The sequence below is a fragment of the Sphingopyxis sp. SCN 67-31 genome (genome assembly GCF_001725095.1).
The window spans coordinates 45,927-70,822 of the sequence record NZ_MEFH01000011.1 but is presented as its reverse complement, the minus strand read 5'-3'; the positions used below and the strand labels follow the sequence as shown (position 1 = coordinate 70,822).

Sequence of the window (24,896 nt, the reverse complement as noted above, 5' to 3'; positions counted from 1 at the left end):
ACCTCGACCGCTGCGCTCGCGACGCTCGTGCGTCCCGAAATGTCGCGCCCGGTCAGACGCAGCGTATAGAAGCCGTCAGCCAGCCGCCGTCCGTCGAGCGTCGCCAGCACGCCGTCGGCGGCCGCGTCGCCGCGTGCGACGTCCTGCACGCTGCCGTCGGCGCCGATCAGTTGCAGCGTCCAGAAATCGAGATTGGTGTCGGCGATGCTGCCGCGCACGTCGAGCGCGCCGCGCACGATCATCGCGTCGATCCCGCCGCCGAACGCGACGACCGGCGCCGCCTTGTCGGCGGGATCGCGGACCTTCAGCCATTGCTCGACCGTCGCGGTTCCGCCATCGGCATCGACCGCCGTCGCGCGCACCCAATATTTGCCGGGATTGCCGGCCGTGATCGTCGCGCGTCCATTGGCGTCGAGCGCGACCTCCTGCCCGTCGACCCACAGGCGCAGCGACACGATGTCGGACAGGCTGTCCGCCGTCGGATGGAGCAGCACCTTCTGCCCCGGCGTCGCGGCGAAGCTGGGGGTCGTCTCGATCCGCAGCGTCGGCGCCGCGGGTTCGAGCTGCGCCCGCATCAGCACGGTCCGCCGCGTCGTCGCGCGCCCGTCGCTGACGATCAGCGTCACGACATAGTCGCCCGCCTGCCCCGGTCCCGGCATCCAGACGAACTCGCCCGTCGCGGCGTCGATCATCGCGCCCTCGGGCAGGTTTTCGGCGCTGAAGGTCAGCGTGTCGTCGCTGTCGGGGTCCTGCGCCGCGATGCGGAAGCGCTTTTCCTCGCCGATCAGGAAGGCATGATAACCCTCGGTGATCGTGGGCGCGCGGTTCACATTGGCGACGCGCACCAGCACGTCGATGGTGCCGACCGCGCCCGACGGATCGGTCGCGGCAAAGCGGATCAGATGATCGCCCGCCTGGTCATAGCCGGGCGTCCATTGCAGCTCGCCGCGCGCCGCGACGAACAGCGCGCCCGCGGGCAGGCCGCTGACCACCGACAGCGACAGCGGATCGCCGTCGCCATCGGCCGCGACGACGGTGAAGGTCGACGCGGCGCCCTCGCGCAGCAATTGCGTCGCCATCGGCACGAACAGCGGCGTCTGGTTCGCGTTGGCGACGGTGATCGTCACCCGCTCGGTGCTGCGCGAATGGCCGTCGCCGGCCGCGAACAGGATCTGGTAGCTGCCGGCGGCGTTCAGCGCCGGTTTCCAGCGGAACAGACCGGTCACCGGATCGAGCGTCGCGCCCTCGGGCGCACCCTCCATCGTGAAGCTGATGTCGTCGCCGTCGGCGTCGATCCCGCGCAGGCTGAACAGCAGTTCCTCGCCCTCGGCGATCGCCTTGTCGCCGACCGGGGTCAGTTGCGGGCCGCTGTTGGCGGCGCGGACGACGACGCGGAATGCCCGCGTGTCGCTGGCCGCCAGCGTGACGCCGTTGCCGCTGTCGGTGACGGTCAGGCTGGCGTCATAGCTGCCGATCTCAGCCGCCGTCGGCGTCCACTCCAGCGTCACGCGGCCATAGACGGAGGTCGGCGTCACGGTCGCGCCGGGCAGGCCCGACAGCGCATAGGACAAGGCATCCTGGTCCATGTCGCGAACGTCGATCGTCGCCGTCAGCTTTTGACCGGCCACCGCGACCAGATTGCCGATATGGCCGATCACCGGCGCTTCGTTGGGGCTCGTGACCGAAATGATGAAGGTATAGGCGCCGGTCAGCGGGATCCCGGTGCCGTCGCCGTCGTCGGTCGCGGTCACCGTCACCGCATGGTCGCCGCGATGGTTCGCGCCCGGCGCGATCCGCATCACGCCGGTGCCGTCGCCATTGTCGACGAAGGTGATGAAGGGCGGCAGCGGCTGGAACGGGCTTTCGTTGATCGCCGCGAGGCGCAACGGATTGCCGTCGGCGTCGAAGGCCGAAACCGGAATCTCGACCACCGTGTCCTTGGCCACGGTGACATTCTCGATCGTCCGCACTTCGGGGCGGCGGTTCTGGTTGAACACGCGGATCGGCACCGTGATCTCGGTCGACAGCGGCGGCTCGTCGCCGTCGCCCGTGTCGGTGGCGCGGAAGCGCAGCTCGTAATCGCCGGCCTGCGCATTGTCGGGCGTCCAGCGCAGCTCCATGGTCTCGGGGTCGAAGGTCGCGCCCGGCGGTAGCGCCGACAACAGCTCGACCGTCACCGTCTTGGGCAGGCTGGTGGTCGCCACGACCTCGCCGGTCTGCATGTTGCGCAGCGCGGGCGTGTAATAGGGATTGTCGGGATCGAAGGCGAACGCCTTGAAGACCAGAAGCTGGCCTTCGAGCACCTGCCACCCGTCGAGCTGGTCGAACACCGGCGCCGCATTGGCGTTGAGTACCGTGATCTTCGTCGTGAAGCGCACCGTGGTTTCGCCATCGCTGACGTCGAAGGTGACGTTGTAGTCGCCGGCCTGGATATAGGTCGGCGTCCATTCGAACGCGCCGGTCGTCGGGTTCAGCGTCGCGCCGAACGGCAGCGAGGGGCTGGAGAAGGTCAGCGGCCGGTCGCTGTCGGCGGTCGCGTTGATGCGGAAGCGGATGAAATCGCCTTCGCGGGCGCTGCGGTCGGCGACCGGCACCACCTGCGGCGGCTGATTGCGGTCGGCAACGACCAGCGAGATCAGCGCCTCGTCCCGGCTGATCCCGTCGGTGACATAGAAGCGCACGTCATAGGTGCCCGCCGAGCGATAGTCGGTGAGCCAGCTGAACATGCGCGTCACCGGGTCGAAGCTCGCGCCGGCGGGCAGGCCGTCGACCCAATAGGTGAGCGGATCGAAATCGGCGTCGGTGGCGGCAAGCTGGAATTCGAACAATTGCCCTTCCGCTCCCTCGACGCGTATCGGCGCGTTGCGGAACTCGGGCGCGCTGTTGCCGCCTTCGACCGCCAGCACGAAGCGCTGAAGCGACACCGCCCCGCGCGAATCGAAGGCTTCGACCACCACGGCGACGCTCGCCGGGCTGTCGGGCCCGGGCGTCCAGCGGATCAGCCCGGTGTCGGCGTCGATGGTCATGCCGTCGGGATGGGTCAGCAGGCCGAAGACGACCGTCTGCCCCTCGGCATCGCTCGCGGCGGCCTGATAGGCGAAGGCCTGGCCGACCCTGGCGCGGTCGGGCGCCTGACTGGTGAAGCTCGGCGCGGTGTTGGGCAGCGTGCCGGCGACGATGCCCGCGGCGAACTCCAGCCGCCGGTCGCCCGGCGCGGTGATCGACACGGTGCGGCCGCTCGTGCTCTGCCCGGCCTCCAGCACGCCGCCCGGCGGCAGCGCCGAAGCCAGATCGACCAGCCAGCGGCCGTCGTCGGTGCGTCCGGAGGCGTCGGTCGGAACGCCCGGAAAGCCGCCGAGCGGATCGATGGTCAACAGCGCCGGCAGCGTGATCGGCCCGTCGGTGCGGTTGGTGATCGTCACCTTGTAGGAGATGGTGCCGGTCAGGCGGTCCATCCGCGTGTCGCTGAACACGACATCGACCAGCATCGAAATATCGTCATACGCCTGGAACGCGCTCTGGTAATTGACCGCCATGCGCTGGCCGGTCGCGGCGGCAATCCCCGCCTTGACCGTCAGCCGGTAGGAACCGGCAAGCAACGTCCCGACCTCCAGCACCGCGGTGCGCGTCGTCGCGTCGTAGGAGACCGACCGGATCGCGTGCGTCTTGCCGCTGTCGTCGGTCAGTTCGTAATATTGGCGGTTGGTGACCGAGGCGGCATCGCTGGCCGCGCCGACGAACATGTCCTGATCGAAGGTCACGGTCAGGAACGGCATCGGCAGCACCGCATTCGATCCGGCGGGCGGATTCGTGGCGACGACCGCCGGCACGGTCGCCGGGGCGACGACATCGACCTGCCCGCTCTGGCTGATCAGCAGCCGCCCGTCGCTGGTCGCATGCACGACGTCGCCGCGCGATCCTCCCGTCGCCACCGCGATGCGGCGCAGCGTCGCCATGTCCACCATCGTCAGCTCGCTGCCCTCGGCGGCAAGGCCGGTGTCGGCGACCTTGCCCGCGGTGTGCGACACGAACATCAGCCCTTCGAGCCGCGTTCCGCTCCGCCCGAAGGCGATCGAATCGGCGGGCGCGTCGAAGGTCAGCATCGTCTCCGCCCGCGCGCGGTCGTTGAAGCGCACGACCTGCTTGCGGTCGGGCCAGGTCACGGCCCACAGCGTGCCGTCGCCGTCGAAGGCGAGGCTGCCGACACGCAGATTCTCGTCGCGGCTCCACTGGGTGAAGCTGCCGTCGTCGGGGTCGAAGACCGAAATGCCGGCGTTGGTCGAGACATAGATCGCGCCGCTTTCGGGATGCACCGCGATCGCGATCGTAATGCCGTCGCCATGACGTTCGATTACCGCGCCGGTGTCGGGGTCGAGCCGCAGCAGCGCGCCGCCGCCCGTCGTCGCCCACAGACGCCCTTCGAGGTCGAAGGCCATGTTGAACACCGGCACGTCGAGTTCGGCGAGCGGCGTGCCCGCCGCCCCGCCGCGCGCGTCGAAGCGCCAGATGGTGCCGCGATTGGCGCCGCCCGAAACCAGGATGCTGCCGTCGGGCGCCTCGACGATCGCCATCGGACCGATGCCGCCGTCGCTCTGCCCGATGCCCACGGCAAAGGCGCGCGCGATGAACGGACTCAATATCGCGTCGAACTCGCTGGGCGCCGACAGCGCCGCCGCGGCGGGAACCTTGGCTTCGGCCGCGGTGAACAGCGCGTTGGTCGACGGCGCGGGCGAGGGTTCGGGCGCCTGCCCGAAATTGGGCGGCGTCGTCCCCGGCACGGTCGGCAGCGCGCCCAGATTGACGCCCGATCCGTCGGCGACGGCGTTGACGCCGGGCTTCGGCACCTCGCGATTGCCCGCGACGTCGGTCGCCAGCGCCAGGAACTCATAGGTCTTTCCAGCCTCGCCCTCGAACACCAGCGATCCCGACGCGTCGGTCAGCCGCCGCTGCCAGATGCGGAAATCGCCGCCATCCTCTGCCACATAAAGGGTGACGTGGCGCACGCCCGACCCGCCATTGTCGTCGCGGACGTTCCAGTCGATGCGATAATCGTCGGTGGTGCCGATGCGCGTCGCGGTCAGGCGGCTTTCGGCCGCCTTGCCGTCGACCATCTGGTTGAGGATCGTCGTGTCCTCGGGCGCGAAGCCGTCCATCAGCACGCGCGCCGACGCGGCGATGGTCTCGCCCGTCGCGACGTCGGCCGCCGGCCGTACCGCATAGGAAACGAAGCCCGCGCCCGACCCCTGCGCGTTGTTGGGCGCCAGCAGGCCGCGCGTCGTGTCCTGCAGCACCTCGCCCGTCACCGGATCGATCGCCTGGATCAGCCAGCTCGCGCTCGCGGGCTGCTGATAGAGGTCGAGCACCGCGCTGACGCGCAGGATGAAACCGCGCGTGCGCACGAAGTCGTATTCGGCCTGAAAGCTCGTCCGCCCGTCGGGCACGTCGATGGTGATGTCGCCGATGCGGATATCGCCGAAGGTGAAGCTGCGCGCGTCGAGCTGCGGGTCGAGTTGCGTGACGATACGAATCTCGTTCGTGTAGCGCGACGATCCGGCCGAATTCTCGAAGCCGATGCTGTAGGGAAGCTCGGCCGACGCGGGCAGCCAGCCCAGCGTGTCCATCGTCTGCGGCCCGGTGATCGACGCCAGCCGCCCACCCGCGCCGCCGCTGGTGAAGAAGCGCGAGAAATCGAGCTGCGCCAGCGGATCGCCGTCGACCGGCTCCGGTCCGTTGATCTGGAAATCGGCGGGCAGGCCCGCGCCGCGCTGCGCGAAATCGACCCAGGGGACATAGACGCGGAACGCCTCGAACCAGGTCGGACCGCTCAGGCCCAGATCATAGTCGGCGGGGTCGGGAAGCGCCGGGATCGGCACCTCGCCCGTGTAGCGCGGGCTCTGGCGCGGATCCATATATTCGATCGCCGCCATCTGGCCGTTCTTGTGGCCGTACAGCGCGCGCACCTGCTCGAAGAAGCCGAGGTAATCGCCGTTCGAGCGGATTTCGCTGCCCACCGGACCATAGAGGATGCCCGACGCCAGCGTCGCCATCAGGCTGACGATATGCGCCTGCGTGCGGATCGGCGGCACCTCGCCCTCGGGACGCAGCAATCCCGCATCCTCCAGCGCGGCAAGATACAGATTCACCCAGTCCCGCTCGCTCGCGGCGAGCGCCAGCAGCGCGGGCGGCGCGTCGTCCGCCGCCAGTATTGCGTCGCGCAGCCGCAGGGCCTCGTTCATCTGGAAGGCGACGAACTCCGCCCGCGTCATCGTCGTCGCGGAGGCGAGGATGTGGAAGCGGAACGGGATGAACGGAATCTCGTCGCGGCTCGGCGTCGCGGCGTTCGACTGATAGAGGCCGACGAAGTCGAGCTGGTCGAGCACCCCGCGCGCGGCGGGAAGCTGGTCGGCGATCAGGTCCTTGACCGCATCCCACCAGTTTTCGAGATTCCCCTCGCCCGCCGCCAGCAGATTGTCGAGCGACGGGAAGGATTGCGCCATCTGCGCGCGGAACGCCTCGAACGAGCGATCCGCCATCGCCTTCAGCCCCGGATAGGTCGACACGTTGAAGGTGAAGCCCGTGAAGCCGTCGGCCGGATGATCGTAGAGGAAGCCCGAGGTGATGAGCTGACCGTTGGTGTTGGTGATCGATTCGAGGCCCAGCCACGGCACCAGCGCGTTGACCCCCGCCAGCACGCCTTCGGGCGCGCCGCGGACGTTGGTGAAGAAGTCGAGGAAGCGCAGGCCATAGACATATTGGTTGCTGCCCAGCTCGGGCACGCCGACCTGGAAATAGGTGTAGGGCGCGTCGAGGTTCGACCGGTTCTCCAGCGCCACCGAATAGGTCGCCTGGTCGCCCGCCAGGATCACCCGCGGGCCGCCGACGCCGATCGTCACCTCGGGCTCGATCCCGCGCTCGATCAGGAAGCGATAGGGCTCGCTCGACTGGGCGCCGTCGGGGTTGATGACCTTGATGTCGTAAAGGCCGTGCGGCGCGTCGGTGAAATCGAAGGTCGCGATGATCGTCGACGCGTCGACGACCTTCCACGCGACGGGTTCATATTCGGCGATATTGGGACGCGACACCTTGACGATGGCGTCGGGGTGGAACTGCGCGCCCTTGATCGTCGTCGTCACATAGCGCGAATCGCCGCCGCGATCGGTCTGGATGTCGGTGATGACCAGCGGCAGCAGGTCGGCGACCAGCGTCACCTGCGATCCGTCGGCGGGGCCGCTGTAGCCGCGCACCAGCACATAATAGACGCCGGGTTCGGTGCCGGGGACGATCGCCGTCAGTTCCTGCGCCAGCGGGCCGGTATAGGTCGCGTCGAACGCGGCCGAGGTCGGCACCTCGTCGTGGCGCACGAACACCTCGTTGATGCTGCGTTCGTCGTCGGAGCCGACGCGCAGCCGCAGCGTCTTGTCGGCGGGAACCTCGATCCGGTAGAGCCGCTCCTGCCCCGGCGCCAGCGCGACGGTCAGCGGAATGCCGAGCGTCAGCGTATCGACGGCGATCGACAGCGTCTCGGCCGACGCGGTGGTGTTGTTCGCCTCGCCGACATCCTCGTGCAACTGGTTGCGCACGTCGGCACGGACGATGATGCGATAGTCGCCCGCCGCCGCGCCGGGCAGCGTCGTCGTCAGGCTGAGCGTATAGGTGCCGTCGGGATTGAGGACGCCGCCGTAATCGGCGCGGCCGAGCAGCTTGTCGCCGACGTCCCAGGTCGCGTCGCGCGACAGATAGACGGCGTCGGTCCAGCGCCCAGCCGCGACGACGTCGCTGACATTCTTCACCGTCCAGCTGATCGTCACTTCGTCGCCGGGCCGCTGGGTATCGGGCACGGTGATGTCCATGACCTGGATATCGGTCGGCGGCGGCAATTCGATCACCATCGGGACGGCGCTGACGCGCGCATTGTCCCGCTCGTCGCTCTCGAAGACCTGTCCGGTCGCGTTGTAGCGCGCGGGGTCGGACACGACGAAGACGTAATAGGCCTCGGTCCCGAGGTCGGTCGGCACCGCAAGGTCGAGCGCGACGTCATAGCTGTCGCCGGCCGCCAGTCCGCCGGTGTGGCGGACCGATCCGATATAGCGGTCGGACGTCAGGTCGAGGAACGGATCGCGCGACAGATAGATCAGGTCGTCCCACTGCGCCTGAAGCGCCGGGGTCGCCCCGCCGTTGTTGGTCACGCGATATTCGAGGCGGAAGGTCTGTCCGCGCACCGCGCGTTCGGGCGCGGTGAGCGCCGTCACCTGAAGGTTGGGCGGCGTATAGGGGGTCAGCGTTACCGCCTTCGCGGTGCTGTTATTGCCTTCGCCCTGGAACTCGCGGACCTTGCCCGCCAGCGATCCGCGCACGCCGTTGAGGCGCGGCGACAGGGTGCTGTTCGCATAGCCCGAATCGGCGAGCTCCGAATCGGTCATCGCGATGACGTGCATCGCCCCGTTCAGCTCGAAGGGCAGCGTCACCGTCACGGTGGCGTAATAGGATTCGCCGGCCTCCAGCACGCCGACATGCTTGTTCTCGGCACGGACGATCACGCCGGGCGCGCTCTCGCGCGACATCAGCCAGTCGCCTTCGTCGAGCGAGGCGTCGAGCGACAGATAGACGCGGTCGGTCCAGCTGTCCTCGCGCGTCGCGCGGTTGCCGACATTCTCGACCTTGAAGCTGATGGTGATCGTGCTGCCCGCGGCGATAGTGTCGGGCAGCGTCAGTTCGGTGACGCGCACGTCGGGCTCGCGATAGACGACCGGGAAGGCCGCCTGCCCGACGTTGCCCTGCGGCAGTTCGAAGGCATATTTGGCGAAGCGGTCGAGCAGGGCGCTGTTGCCGCCGTCGCGGACGATGTCGGTGGGCACCGGCGTGTTGCCGGCCGAGTTCGCGACGACATAAACGTAATATTCGCCCTCGACCCCCGGCGGCAGGGAATATTCGGCGGTGCGGCTATAGCTCTGCCCGGCGCCGAGCGGGCCGTTGGTGACGTTGACCGTCGCGACCTTCTGCGCGCGGCGGGTGTCGAACACCGGGTCCTTCGAGATCCAGATTTCGTCGGTCCAATATTGGGTGCCGCTCCACACCGCGCCGCCACGGTTCTCGACCGTATAGGTGACGCTGGTCTTCTCGCCCGAATAGGCCGGGGCCGTCGGCGCCGCCGGCACCACCTGGACGACGCGCAGGTCGGCGGGCGCGTTGGTGACGCTGGTCGCGGCAAAGCCGTTGTTGTCGAGATTGTTCGGATCGCCCGCCAGCTGCGATACGACGATCACGTACATCCCCGCCGCCGCGGGGTTCAGCGTGAAGGTCTGGCTGTTGGTATAGGACTGGCCGGGGTCGAGCGGCTTCAGATTGTCGAAGCTGCCGAGGTCGAAGCGCCGCGTCGCATTTTCGAGCAGCGGCGCATCGGCCAGATAGACGCGATCGATCCACTTGGCCGCAGCCGCGTTGCCGTTGGAACGGACCGTCCAGCTGACGTTGAACTGCCCCCCGCCGACGCCGACCGGATCGGCCGTGACCGCATCGACGGCGATCGCGCGGGTGAAGGTCTGCGGCGGGACGCCGACGATGTCGATCGCACGGGCGCGATAGTTGCTGCTGTTGATCTCGTTCGGGTCGTCGGGATTGACGTTGGTCGCGAGCGAATCCTCGAGCAGCGTCGCATAGGGGTCGACCCACGGCATGATGTAATAGGTGCCCGACACCAGCCCCTCGGGCAGCGTCAGCGTCAGTTCGCGGTCGTATCCCGCATCCTTGACCAGGATGCCGCCGTCATAGGTCAGCGTCGTCAGCAGGATGTCGCCCTGCCCCGGATGCGGCCGGTTCTTGTCGCGGGTCAGCCAGATCTGCTCGGTCCAGCGGCCGAGGTCGGTGTCGCCGGCGCCGCGGTTGGTGACGCTGTAGCGCACCGTGACGCTGTTGCCCTCGAACGCCTGCGCCGGGGCGACGACGCTGTCGACCACCAGATCGGCGAAGGGGATCGGATCGACGAAGATCTCATGCGCGACGATATTGCTCTGCGCCGTGTCGTTCGGCCATTCGTCGATGGCGTTGCCGCTGTCGGTGGCGACGAGGATATAGACGGTGCCGCGGAAGCGCTTGGGGATGGTGAAGGTCCCCGAGGCTGACAGATATTCCTCGAGCGAGCCGAGCGCCGACGGGTTCTGCAGGCTCGACACCAATATGTCGTCGTTGGAAATCTTGTCGTCGAGCGACAGCCACACCTGATCGGTCCACAGCCCGTTGGCGGCGACCAGCCCCTGGTTGACGACCTTGAACTCGATCGACGCGGTCGCGCCGGCGGTGATGCGGTCGGGGGCGATGACCTCGCTGACGCGCAGGTCGGGTCGCGGCAGCGCCGACACCAGGATCGCGGTGCTGCTGACCCGCCGGTTGTTGTCCTCGTTCAGATGCTCGTAGACGCTGTTCCCCGCGTCGGTGACGACGATCAGCTCATATTGATCGCTCGTCTTCGACGGCAGCCGCATTTCCTCCTTGCGGCTATAGGTCTTTCCGGCCTCCAGCGGCCCGGTGTAGCTGTAGGTGCCGATCAGCGTGCCGGCGCCCGTGTCGCCGACCTTGCGCAGATAGACGCGGTCGGTCCACGTCCCGGTCGCATTGGCGGTGCCGGCGTTGCGGACGGTCCATTCGACGTCGATGACCTGCCCCTCGACACCCGTCGCGGGGAAGGAGATGCTGTCGACGACCAGGTCGGGCGGCGGCGCGAGCGCGATCGCCATCGCGTCCGACGCGCGGCTGTTGTTGGTCGTGAACACGAACTCATAGGGGCCGCTGCGCGGGTCGCTCGACCCCGGCGTCTCGACGACGATGCGATAGGCGCCCGACAGCCCGTCGGGCAGGCGGAAGCTGGCCGTGCGGTCATAGCTGGCGCCCGGCGCCAGATAGCCGAGGTGGTTGACGCTGCCCAGCCGCACCCGGCCGGTGCCGTCGGTCCGTTCCAGATAGACCTGATCGAACCACTCGCCGCTGTTGGTCAGCCCGATGCCCTGATTGGTGACGCGCCAGGTGACGTCGATCGTCTGTCCCGACACCGCGCCGGCGGGAACCGCGACCGACGCGACGACCAGGTCCGCCCACGGAATCGGCGACACGTCGAAATTCCCCGCCAGCACGCCGCGGTTCGCCTCCGCGCCATTCTCGAACACCTCGCCCTTCGCGTCCGACTGCACGAACAGCGTGTAGCGGCCGTGGAATCCGGCCGGCAGGATCAGGTCGAGCCCCGCGCGATAGGTCTCTCCGACGTTCAGCGCGCCGCTGTGGACATATTCGCCGAGCACGATGTCGTCATTGTTGCCGAGCACGCCGTCGCGCGACACGATCACCCGGTCGGTCCAGCCGTGGGTGAAACCGGCGCCGGTGCCGACGTTGGTGATGGTCCACTCGACGCGGACGCGCGCGGGATCGTCGATCGTCTGCGCGGGCGCCGTGACGTCGCTGACCTCAAGGTCGGCATAATCGGACAGCCCGACGTTGAGCGCGATCGACCCGATGTTGTTCGCCTCGCCCGCCGCCGTTTCGGCGACGACCCCGCCGCTGTCCGACTGGACGATCAGGCGCCAGGGACCGCTGGCGTCGATCGGCAGCGTGACCTTGAGCACCCCGTCATAGATCGCGCCCGCCGCGAGCTGCGCCTGCGCGATCAGCTCGCCCAGCTTGATGTCGCCCGCGCCGACCACATCGTCGCGCGACAGCCAGACGGTATCGGTCCAGCCGCCCAGCGTCGAACCGGTGCCGTCGTTGCGGATCTGCCAGCGCACCTCGATTTCGGAGAAGGATTCGGCGTTGCCGCCTTCCGGCCCCTGGATCAGCACCGGCACCAGGTCCGGATGGGTCAGCATCAGCGCGCCCGACATGCCGTCGTTGTCGCCGTCGCGCCCGCCTTCATAGACCTGGCCCTGCGCGTCGGCGCGCACGAAGATGCGCCATTCGCCGTCGGTATAGCCGGTCGGAATGGTGACGAGCTGCTTGACCTCATAGGTTTCGCCGGGCGCAAGATCGAAATTGCGCGGCACCGACACAAGCTGCTGCGCGCCCGAAATCGTCGTGTCGTCGTCGATATAGATACGGTCGACCCACGGCGCGGTCGCCGCGCTCTCGCCCGTGTTGCGGATGACATAGGTGACGAGGACGGTCTCGCCGGGCACCGCGCCCGGCGGCACCGAAACGCTGTCGACGACCAGATTGGGCGCCGCCGTCGCGGCGAAGCGCACCACCGGCGACACGGCGCTGTTGTCGCCTTCCAGGAAATTCTCGAACACCGTTTGCCCGGCATCGGTCACCAGAATCAGGCGATAGTCGCCGACGCGGCCGTCGGTCACCCGCACCTCGACGCTGGCGGTGTAGCTGTCGCCGACCGCGAGCCCCGATCCGCGCACCACCTCGGCCAGCACCAGATCGTTCGCGTCGACGACGCCGTCGGCCGACAGGATCAGCCGGTCGATATGCCCGCCCGCGGCGGGGGCGTCGCCGGTGTTGCGGACGCGCCACGACACGGTGAAGGGATCGCCGCCGAACACGGTGCCGGCGGGCCCCGACACCGCGTCCGCCACCAGGTTCGGCGCGGTCGCGCTGATCTGGATTTCCACCGGCGCGCTGGCGTTGTCGGCGCGCGTATCGGGCTCCACCACGGCCTGTCCCGCGTCGGTGACGACGAACAGGCGATAGAGGCCGCCGATGTCGGAGGGCAGCGCGATGTCGAGCGACGCCGTATAGCTGCCGCCTTCGGCGAGCGGATCGGTGCGGCGATATTCGCCGATGACGATGTCGTCGCCGTTGCCGAGCACCGCGTCGGCGCTCAGGATCACCCGGTCGACCCAGCCGCCCTCGGCCGACGCCGGCGCGCCGGCATTGTCGACCCGCCAGCTCACCGTCATCGTCCCGCCGCCGATCGCGGTCGGCGGCGCGCCGACGTCGCCGACGCGCAGGTCGGCATAGACGCGCGCCGCGACGGGCGTCGTCAGCTGCGCGCTGTTGTTGCCTTCGGCGTTGCGGCCGTCGGCGACCTCGCGCACCGCATTGCCGCCGCCCCCGGCATTCTGGTCGGCATACAGGGTGACGCGGATCGACCCGACCGAGCGCGCGCCGTCGGGCAGCTTGAAGGTGAAGCTGCGCGCCCGCTCCGCCCCGGCGGCGAGCAGCATGTCGCTCGCGACCGCGGTATCGAGCAAAGTCTCGCCGGTGGTGATGTTCTGCACCAGCACCCGGTTGTTCCAGCCCGCCAGCGTCGCGGCATTGCCGATATTGGCCTCGGTCCAGCTCAGCGTGATGCTGTCGCCCGCCTGCGGGGCGGTGGCGTCGATCGCCATGTCGCGGATCACCAGATCGGGGGCCGAGGTGATCGTCAGCGCCGCCGCGTTGTTCGTCTCGCCGGTTCCGGCGTCGTTCGCCTCCGCGACCTGATCGAGGATGTCGGTGGTGACGGTGAAGCTGAACTGGCCGTGCCCGATCAGCCCCTCGGGCCAGACGATGCTGTAGCTGCCGCTGCGCGACGCGCCCGCGTCGATCGGGGCCGCCGCGACGGTGGCGAGCAGCACCTGCTGCCCGCTCGACGCGTTGCGCACGACGATGCGCTCCGAAAAGGCGCCCGCGGTCGGCCGGTTGCCGCTGTTGGTGGTCGTCCAGTTGATCGTGACGGTATCGCCGGGTTTCCAGCCGCTCACCGGTTCCACCGCGACCTGGCCGACGCTCAGGTCGATGAAGGGCGCGAGGATCGACTGGAATTCGACCGACGCCTCATTGTTGGTCTCGGCCGATCCCGAGGCATTCTCCTCCGCCACCGCGTTCGCGATATCGGTCGTCACGATCGCGACGATCCGGCCGACGCCGGCGTTGCCGGTCGGCAGGCTCACCGTCGTCTGGCGCTGGCGCGACGCGCCCGGCGCCAGGTCGCCGCCGTTGTCGGCTATCACGAAATTGCCGATGATCTGCCCGGTGTCGAGGTTGCGCAGGATCAGCCGGTCCGACCATGTCCCGGTCGCAGGCAGCGTGCCGTCGTTGCGCGTCTGCCACGCGACGGTGATCGTGCCGCCCGACTGGATCGCCCCCTCGCCGCTGACCGTGACGCCCTGCGGGATCAGGTCGGGGGCGGGACGCACCTCCAGCCCCGGAATCGGGATCGGCGCGGTTTCGGGGTTCTCGAAGACGTTGAAGCCATAGGTATAGACCGAACCGACGTCGCCGATATAGCCTTCGAGCAGCAGCGTGTAGGTGCCCGTGTCGGGCAGGACGTAGCTGTCGACGTCGTTGAAATAGCCGCTGAACAACTGCCGCCCGTTGGGCGCGATCAGCCGCCAATAGGCGCTGCCGCCCGACAGGGCCTGACGGTCGAAATAATAGCGTTCGCCGGCTTCGCCCTCGAAGCGGAACGCCTCGGTCTCCGATCCGGGGCTCAGCGTCCCCGTCACCGGCAGGCCGGGGGTGATCGGGGTCGCGGCGGCGAGATCGAGGACGCGCAGCGCATAGTCGCGCGCGGTCGTGCTGTTGTTGCGCACCCGCAGTTCATAGTCGCCCGCCGGGACGACCAGCACCGGGTTGGCGGCGCCGACCGACGCGCCGTCGGAGCTCTGGAAGCCCTTGCTCGCCACCTCACCGCGCGGCCCGGTCAGCGTCCAGACGAGGCTGCCGTCGCTGGTCAGCGGATCGACGAGCAGCAATGCGCCTTCCGCCAGCGTGAAGCGATAGACATCCTCCTGCTGCGGCTGCGCGACCGTGCCCGAATGGGTTGCGCCGAGCGTCAGCGGCGCGACCTTGTCGACCAGCTTCGACACCTTGAACTGGACCGGCGCCGACGCGCCCGCGACGGTGACATGCCCCTCGACCACCAGCGTATAGGTGCCGGAACGCGTCAGCACGACCGGTCCCATGTCGCTGCTCGCGCCGGTGTTGTTGTAGACGATCTGGCGGCCCTGCGGGTCGATCAGCCGCCAGCGCCCCGTCGGCCCCGACGACAGATAGTCGAAGAACAGCTTGTCGCCGGCCTCGCCGACGAAATTATACAGGCCGGTGCTGTTGGCAGGTTCGAGCAGGCCGTCGATGACGGTATCGAGCGCGATCGCGGACGCCGACGCGAGGTCGAGCAGGCGGAAGGCATAATCGCCGGTGACGTCGTTGTTCGCCCACACCGTCAGCACATAGTCGCCCGCCGCGGCCAGGAAGGGCGTGGCGTCGGTGCGCGATTGCGAATCGCTGTTGGCGAACGTCCGGTCCTGGATCGTCGTGCCCTGCGGCCCGGTCAGGCTCCAGCGGAAATTGCCGTTGCCCGTCAGGCTGTCGAACAGCAGCAGCGCATCCTGCGCCAGCGAGAAGCTGTAGCGCATCCGGTCGCCGGGCAGCGGCACCGTCCCCTGCGTCGTCGCACCGACGGTCAGCGCCGCGTCGCGGTCGGTCATCGACACCAGGCGGAACGCCGTCGTCTGCGGTTCCGCATTGGCGATGCGCCCCTCGACCATCAGCGTGTAGCGGCCGGTCTCGGTCAGCTCGACCTGCGAATCCGACCCGATCGAGCGCGGGGTGAACACCGTGTTTCCGCGCGGGTCGATCAGCCGCCAATAGGGCAGCGTCGCGCCGCTCATATAGTCGAAGAACAGGCGCTCGCCCGCGGCTGCGTCGAAATGGAACAACTGGGTCATGTTGCCCGGATTCAGCGTCACCGACTGCTGCTCGCCCGGGGTCAGCGCCGCCGCCTGCGCCAGGTCGAGCAGGCGGAAGGCATAGCTGCCCGTCGCTGTCCCGGCCGAGATCGCCAGGCTGTAGGTCCCCGGCTGGAGCAGCATGACCGGATTGTCGCTGAAGTTCAGCGAATCCGATGCGGTGAACTGGCGCGCCGCCGGGGTCTGGCTCGGCCCACTGATCTGCCAGCGGAAATTGCCGTTGTTGGTCAGCGGATCGAACACCACCGCGGTCGGCTGCGTGATCGTGAAGCTGTAGCGCTCGACCGCGCCGGTGCGCGCGATCGAACCGGTCACCGCCTCGCCGAACGGCACGGCGGGCATCGCCGTCGCCGCGGGAGTCATGGCGACGGCGATATTGTCGACGTCCTGATCGCCGGTCGAGGTGCCCTGCGAGGCGCTGAGCGCGACGCGCCCCGCCTCCAGCTCCATGCCGGGAATGAAATAGTCGGTGACGACCTCGATCGCGGTGCCGCCCTCGGCGGTCAGCCGGACGGTCAGCAGCGTGCCGCCGGCGGTGCGCGTCATCAGGATGCGCGCGTGCGTCCAGTCGCCGCTGGCCAGCGTCAGGCCGGGGCTGGCGATGTCGGTCAGCTTCACCCCGTTGTAATGGATCGACACATGGTTGGCGTTGACCTCGCCGTTGTTGGCGAAGCTGTCGAAGCCGATCCCCAGCGCCCCCGCGACATTGGGCTCGAGACCGCTCGACCCGCTGCGCGGGATCGTCGGCCCCGGGCCGCCGGCGCCATAGAGCGCGACGGGCAGCCAGGCGAAGGCGATGCCGTCGGGGTCGGTCGCCTGCCCCGCGCGCCGCTCGATGCGGAAATCGAAGCCGACATCGACGACGTCCTGCCGTCCGCTGCCGGTCGCGGAGAAGAAGACGCTGTTGTGCGGATTGTTGTTCAGCGCGTCGGTCAGCCGCAGGAAATCATTCTCGCCGTCGCGCAGCACCTGCGCGGCCGCCCCCTGGTGATTGACCAGCACATAGGGCAGCCCGTCGGCGTCGAAATCCTGTCCGGTCGCCCCGTTGGCGGGCGGCTGCGCCGCGACGTCGAGCAGGAAGCTGTAGCTGAAATTGCTGCCTTCGGCGGCATAGCCTTCGACCAGCAGGGTATAGGTGCCCGCCATCGCCGCGGTCATCAGCCCGCTGTCCTGCATGGAGGTCGGGCCGAACACGACCTGCCCCAGCGGATCGATCAGCCGCAGGCGATGATTGTAGTTGGGGCTGTTCAGCACATCGATGCCGAACCGCATCCCTTCCGTCGCCTCGAAACGATAGGCCGCCGTCTCGCGGCCCTGCGGCCCCAGATTGCCGGTCGTCCCCTGATTGGCGGTCAGCAGCTCCGCCGCCGCGAGGTCGAGCAGGCGGAAGGCATAGGCGCCGGTGAACTGGCGATTGCCGTCGATGGTCAGCGTGTAGGTGCCGGCCGCAAGGTCGAGAACCGGGTTGCCGGTGAAATTCAGCCCGTCGCTCTGGTCGAAGCGGCGCGCCGACACGATCTGTCCGTCCGGCCCCGTCAGCGACCAGTTGAGCTCGCCCTGATAGAGCAGCGAGTCGAAGACGAGCCGCGTCCGTTCGGTCAGCGTGAAACTGTAGACGTCGCGCTCGCCGGGCTGCGAGATGGTGGAGGAAATCTGCGCGCCGATGGTCAGCGGCGCGGTCTGCACCGCCATCGGATAGATGATGAAATCATAGGCCGCGGCCAGCCCCTGATCGATGCGCCCCTCGATCAGCAGCGTATAGGTCCCGCTGAGCGCCAGAAGCTGCCCGTCGATGTCGGCCATCGACTGCTGGTTGAAGACGATGTTGCCGTTCGGGTCGATCAGCCGCCAGCGCACGTCGCTCTTGACGCTCAGCACGTCGAAGAAGAAGGATTCGCCCGCATTGGCGGAAAAACGATGGATGGCGGTCGCGTTCGACGGGGTCAGCGACGCCGTCACGCGGCTGCCCATCGCCAGCGGCGCCGCATTGGCGAGGTCGAGCAGGCGGAAATTATAGTCGGCGACCGCATCGTCGATGCCGTCTATCGTCAGTTCATAGCGTCCCGCCGCGAGCGCCAGCACCGGATTGCCGGTGAAGGTGAAGGAATCCGACTGGTCGAAGCGGCGGCCGTCGACGATGATGTCGCCATCGGGACCGGTCAGGCTCCAGCGCAGCCGGCTGTTGTTGGTCAGGCTGTCGAACAGCGCCAGCGTCGTCTGGGTCAGCGTGAAGCTGTAGCGGTTCTCGGCGCCCGGCGTCGCGATGCGCCCCGTCACGCCATTGGGGTTGGTGCTGCGCAGCAGCGCACCCGCGGGCAGGCTGGTCGAATCGAAATCGAGCGCGATCTTCAGGTCCGGCGTCCCGGCGGGGGGCGCCGATGCCATGTCGGCGGCGATCTCCGCCGCGCTGCGCGCGACGCCCCACAGGCGGAAGCTGTCGACCGCCCCTTCGATCGGGGCATAGATGGTCTCATCGTCATAATGGCCGATGTAGAAGGGGTCGGCGACGTCGACATTGTCGTTCAGGCGGATCTGCCGCGACGCGACTTCCTGGCCATTGACATAGAGTTTGAGCGTCCGGTTGTCGCGATCGACGACCATCGCCATGTGGACCCACTCGCCGGTCGGCACCACGCCGCTCGCGCTGGTGACGTCCTCGCGTCCGGAGGCATCGCGCACCGTCGCCCAGATCTGGCCGCTGCTGTTGACCGCCAGGCGATAGGGCGCGGTGTCGCCCAGCCCCTTCGACACCACGGGCATCCAGCTGCTGGTGAAGCGGTCGAGGAAGAACCAGCCCTCGATGGTCAAATTGCGGGTCAGGTCGACATCGGGCCCGTCGGGCAGTTCGACATAATCGACCCCGCGCAGCTTCAGGGCGTTGCCGTCGACCCCGGCAACGACCGTCGGCGCATCCGGGTTCGGCCCTTCGAGCGTGATCGGCACCGGCGCGGTCTGCGCCATGTTATACACCGCCACGCGATAATCGACCGGCCAGTTCACGACCGCCGCGCGCATCTCCATCACCAGCGTATAGGTGCCGCCATAGGCGAGCACGCCGGTGTCGATGTCGCCGACCTGCACCGGACCGGAAATCTGCCGTCCAAAGGGGTCGAACAGGCGGAAACTGGCGCGGCCCAGCGATCCGCCGAACTGCTGCAGGTCGATGAACAGCCGGTCCCCGGCCGCCGCGTCGATCCGCCACACGGCATTGTCGCGCGACCCGCTGGACCGCCCCGTCGCGACGCCGCCCTGCGGCAGGACGGGCGCGGCTGCGACGTCGATCAGGCGAAAGGCATAGGCGCCGGTGGCCGCGCCGGTGCCGTCGACGGTCACGGTATAGGTCCCCGGCCCGACCTCGATCAGCGGATTGCCGCTTCCATATTCGTGGCTTTCGCCGTTGCGCATGTTGCGCGCCGCCGAAACGCCGCCCGGTCCGGTGATGGTGACGGTCATCTGGCTGTTGTCGTGCAGCGCGTCGAACAGCAGCATCTTCGGTTCGGCGACGGTGAAGCTGTAGGTGCGCGTATCGCCCGGCGTCGTCAGCCGCCCCTCGATCACCCCGTCCAGTCCCGCCAGGTCGCGCAGGACGGGAACATCCGCTCCCGACACCTGGTTGCGGACCGTGCCGCCCGTGATCGCATCGAAATCCATCCGCAGCACGAGCCCGCCGGTATCCGACGGCACCCCATCCATCCCGGCGAGAATTTCCTCCGCCGACCGTCCATGGTCCCAGATGCGCAATTCGTCGATCGCGCCTTCCAGCTTCTGATAGCTGTCGTTCTGTTCGGGGCCGGTGCCGATATAGAGCGGCGAGGCGGCGCTGCCGTTATGCGGCGCGGTGGGGACATTGGTGCGCGACGCGACCAGCACGCCGTTCAGATAGATGCGCATCTGCCCCGTGCTGCGCTCGATCACCGCGGCGACATGCGTCCACTGGCCTTGCGGCACCGATCCGCTGGCCGTCTCCAGCGTGTCGTTGGCCGTCCCGCGATAGCTCGACAGGTGGACATAGCCGCTGCTGTTGTACCACAGCGTATAGCCGCGCCCGTCGGTCCCTTCGCCCTTGTAGATCAGCGGCGTCCAGCTGTCGGTCATCCGCTCGGGATTCAGCCAGAACTCGATCGTCAGATCCTCGCGCAGGTCGAGCGCGGGATCGTCGACCAGTATCTGCTCGTGCGTCGTCATCGACAGCGCATTGCCGATCTTGCCGGGGCGCAGCAGCGACGGCTGCTCGACATTGCCGTCGAGCGCGATCGCCGTCGCGGCGGTCGTCGCCCGGTGCAGCGCAAAGCGATAATCGCGCGCCGTCGCGTCCCACACCCGCCCCTCGATCATCACGACATAGGTGCCCGCCTGATCGGCGGTGAATTCATAATCCGCGACACCGGCCGGATTGCGCGTCTGCGTCCCGTCGGGCCGGATGATCCGCAGCGTCGCATTGCCGATGCCCAGCAGGTTCTGGAAATAATATCGCTCGCCCGCCGCCGCGTCGAAGCGGTACATGTCGGTCTCGCTCGACGGCTCCAGCCGCCCGCTGACGCTCTGCCCCAACGCCAGCGGCGCCGCGTCCGCAAGATCGAGCAGGCGGAAGCTGGCGGACGAGGTGCGATAGCCGTCCGCCTGCACGGCGATCTCATAGCTGCCGGGCGCCAGCGTCAGCACCCGCTCGCCCGGCGCTTCGGAGGAATCGCTGTAATAGAAATCGGCGGAACTGACCGTCCCGGTCGCGCCGCGCAGCGCCCAGCGGATCGTCGAATCATTGGTCAGCGAATCGAAAATGACGCGCGTCGTCTCGGTCAGCGTGAAGGTGAAGCGGTTGACCTCGGTCGGCCGCGCGATCGCGGTGCTGACCGTCTCGCCCAGCGCGATCGCCCGCGGCGCGGGATCGACCGGCCGGATCAGCGCAAAACTGTAGGCGCTGCTTTCCGCCGTGTTTGTGGCGCGTCCCTCGACCAGCAGATAGTGGCGCCCGGTGACCGCCGCGACCAGCGTCCGGTCGGCGAAGGTCAACGCCCCCGTCACCTCGTTGCCGAAGGAATCGACGAGGCGGATCGTGCTCGATGCCGGCACCGTCTGCGCGTCGAAGACAATGGTCTCGCCTGCGGAAAGGTCGAGCGCATAGACGTCGGTTTCGCTCGACGGCGCCAGCGCACCCGCGATCGTCGCGCCATCGGCGGCAAGCAGCGTCGCCGTCGCGGCAAGGTCGAGCAGGCGGAAGGCATAGGGGCCGACCGCCGCGCCGGTACCGTCGATCAGCAGCTCATATTCCCCGGCGCCCAGCATCAGCGGCGGGCGCGTGCCCTGAAAGGCGCCGTCGGCATCGCGCAGCGACGCCGAATAATCGATCCCCGGCCCCTTCAGGCGCCACGTCAGCGTCGTGCTGCCGGTGAAGCTGTCGAGGGCCAGCAGCCGCTCCGACGAAAGCTGGAAGCGATAGCGCTGGACGTCGCCCGCCGCCGCCAGAACGCCGTCGATCCGCGCGCCGAGCGTCAGGTCGAGCGGCGCGGGATCGCGCGGGCGGTTGAGGACAAAGGAATAATCGTCGTCGGCGGCGGTGTTCGCCACCCGCCCCTCGATCAACAGGACATAGGTGCCGTCGACCGGCAGCACCAGTTCGCGGTCCGCGAAGCCCACGGGCCCGACGACCAGCCGGCCGAACGGATCGATCAGCCGGAAGCTGCCGCTGCTGAGCGCCGTCTGGGTATCGAGATAGAGCGTCTCGCCGGCGACGCCGGTGAAGCTGTACATGTCGGTCGCGCGCGAGGGCAGCAGCCGGCTCTCGACCAGCGCGCCGCCGGGCGTGATCGGCGTCGCCGCCGCCAGGTCGAGCAGCCGCATCGAATAGGCGCCGGCCGTGCCCGACACCCGCAACTGATAGGTTCCGCCCGCGGGAAGGTCGATCACCGCGCTGCCGCTGATGCTCGTGCCGTCGCTGGCGCTGAAGCTGCGACTGCTCACCTCGACGCCGTTCGGCCCCAGCAGCGTCCAAGTCTTGCCGCTGTCGTTGGTCAGCGAATCGAAAGTGAGCCGCGTCGGACCGGCGACGGTGAAGCGATGCAGCCCCGGCTCGCCGCCGGCGACCAGCGTGCCCGACAGCGTGTCGCCGGGCTGGAACAGCGCGCCGCCCGATATGTCGGGCAGCGCGACATGCTCGGTCAGGTTGACGCGGAAGCCATAGCCGATCGGCGCGGCTCCGACCCGCTGCTCGATCGCAAGCGTATAGGTGCCGGTGACGCGCAGATCGACGGTCGAGGTGCCATGGAGGTAGTTCGCGTTCGTCACCTGCCGCCCGAACGGGTCGAACAGCCGCCAGCCGATGCTGTAGTCGCTCGATGTCGCATCGATCAGCCGTTCGAGCGTCACCTTGTCGCCCGCCGCGGCGTCGAAGCGATAGACGTTGCTCGTCCCCCCGGTCGCGAAGCTGCCGGTGACGTCGGCGTCGAACGCGACCGCCTGAGCGTTCGCGGTGTCGATCAGGCGAAAGGCGTAATCGACCGCCTCGCCGACGCTGCCGTCGACGATCAGGCTATAGGTGCCGGCGGGCAGGTCGAGCAGCGACGACAGACCCGACGACAGGTCGAGCGAATCCGAATAGGCGAAGGCGCGCTGGTTCACTTCGGCGCCGCGCGGTCCGGTCAGCGTCCAGTGGAGGTCCCAGCGGCTGGTCAGCGAATCGAACAGCAGCCGCGCCGGCTGCGTCAGGGTGAAGGTCAGCGTGTGCCGCTCGCCGGGCTCGCGCCGCCCCGTGACGAGGGTATCGACGGCGATCGCGCGCGTCGGATCGGCGACCTTGACCATGCGCGCGGAAAAGGCGGCGGCACCGCCGTTGCCCACAACGCCTTCGACCGCGATCAGATAGGTGCCGTCCATCGGCAGATTGGCGAGGTTGAGGTCGGCCAGCGCCGTCGGCGCGACGAGTTGAGTCCCGTCCGGACGGTAGACGCGCACGGTCAGCGAAGCGCCGCTCTGGCTCGCGACGTCGAAATACCAATGCTCGCCCTTCGCCGCGGCGAAGCTGTAGAGCCGCGTTTCGGTCGCCGGCGCGCCGCCGGTCGCGGGCGAGCCGGAGGGCGAGGAATCGGCCGCGGTCCATCCGTCGGCCTCGTCGAACCGCCAATAGCCGACGAGCCCGCTCTCGCCGCCCGACAGCGGCGCCTGCGCCGCGGCGGCGATCTGGGCCGCCGAACGCGCCACGTCCCAGACGCGCACCTCGTCGATCGCCCCGTTCCACGGATAATAGGCCTGCGGGCCGCCGCCGATCACCAGCGGCGCGCCGCTATGGCGGATCGCCTCGGCGAAATCGCGCTCGGCGACCTGCAACCCATCGACATACAGCCGCATGACCGCGCCGTCATAGGTGGCGGCGACGTGCACCCACCGCTCGCTCTCGATCGGCGCCTCGATATAGGCGTCGTACCAGTCGTTGAGATAGAAGCGGACCGTGTCGCCGATCCGCAGCAGGCCATAGCCGTCGTCCCACGACGTGCTCGACCCCTTGAACAGGATCGTCTGATAGGGGTCGCCGCCGAAGATGATGATGCCGCCGTCGCCGTCGTCGACGGCCTCCGCGCTGCGCACCCACGCCTCCAGCGTCAGCGTCGCCGGGCGCAGCGCGTCCGAATCGGCGACGATCAGGTCCTTCTGCCGATTGACGTCCCAGCCGTGGTTGACGGTCCCGGGCAGCCCCGAATAGTCGAGCGGCGCGCCCTCGCCGCGCCCGATCGCGTCGCTCACCCCGCCGTCGCCGACCGCGCCCCCGAACCCGGGCAGCGCCGTCACGTCCTGCGCCGCGCCCGCGTCGAGCAGGCGGAAGGCGAAGTCGCCCCGCGCGTCGCTTCCGCCGCCGCCCACCGTCAGCCGGTAGCGCCCCGCGGGCAGCGCCAGCAGGGGCTGGCCCGAACTGCCTTCCGAATTCCAGAAATAGCGCCCGTCGACCACCGTGCCGCGCGGGCCGGCCAGGCTCCATTGAAAGCCGCGGTCGTCGCGCAGCGCATCGAACAGCAGCCGCGTCTCGCCCGCCAGGTCGAAGATATAGGTGATCGTGTCGCCCGCGCCCTCGATCCGCCCGCGCACCAGTTCGCCCGGCGTCAGCGCGGCTTCGGTCGCGGTCACGCGCGACAGGATGAAGCCATAGTCGAACGCGGCGCTGTTGCTGTCCGCCCCCTCGATCGCGAGCGTGTAGGTGCCGGTCCGATCGAGCGCGAACACGCCCGAATCGTTGTAATAGTCCGGGCCGCGCACATATTCGCCGTCGGGACCGATCAGCCGCCAGCTCACCGTGCCGCCGGTCAGCGTCTGCCGGTCGAAGAAATAGCGTTCGCCGGCGACCGCGTCGAAGGCATAGAGGTCGGTGGCGCGCCCCTCGTTCTGCGCCGAAACCAGCGCGCCGGCCTGAATAGGCGCCGCATTGGCGATGTCGAGCAGGCGAAAGGCGAAGGCCCCCGTCGCGTCGCCGTCGCCATCGACGGTCAGCCGATAGTCGCCGGCGGCCAGGTCGAGGATGTTCGACCCGGAGATATCGATCGAATCCGACGCGCCGAAGGCACGGCCGTTGACGAGCGTGCCGTTCGGCCCGACCAGCGACCAGCGGATGTTCGACCGGTCGGTCAGCGAATCGAAATAGACCTTGCGCGCCTCGGTCAGCGTGAAGGTGAAGCTCTGCGTCGCGCCCGGCACGTCGAGCGAACCGGTGACCGGGGGCACGGCCGTCGGGGCCGACAAGGACAGAAGCGAGATCCCCTCGCCCTCCCCATCCGCCCCGCCGAAAGTCGTCAGCGCGGCGGTGGCGCCCGGCGCGCCCGCCGATCCCGAGCCGCCGGAGCCGCCATGGGCATAAAAGCCGCTGGCCGTGTCGGCGCCGTCGACATCGAGCGCATAGCCGCCGACCCGCACCGAAAGCGCCGACATGTCGATGCCCGGCGCGATGCCGCTGATGCCGGTGCCGGCGCCGGCCCCGTCGAACGGCATCACGGTCAGGAATTTGGCAGAGGGCTCCATGCTGGCGACCAGCCCGGACGGAAGGCCAAGGCCGAGTCCGACGTCGATCGGCGCGACGTCGGCGGACAGCAGCAGGCGCGGCTCGAGCGCCTCGACCGACAGGCGGCTGGACAGGATCGACGATCGGCGCAGCGCCGCCTTGCGCTGTTCGGCGCGGATGCGCGCGGCCCCTTCCCCGAAGCTGAAGAGATTGGCGAGTGGGCGGCCAGGCGACGTTCCACGCCTAAAACCATTGAGCAT

At 68.6% G+C, this 24,896-nt stretch carries 1 protein-coding gene (only partly in view); it reads right to left on the bottom strand.

The features are described from left to right. On the bottom strand, window positions 1-24,896 hold the 5' portion of the coding sequence (locus ABS88_RS00845; protein WP_286748681.1) for a CARDB domain-containing protein. 12,139 nt of this gene lie to the left of the window's left edge; 24,896 of the gene's 37,035 nt are visible here — the first part of the coding sequence; it begins with the start codon at window positions 24,894-24,896; its stop codon lies beyond the left edge, outside the window.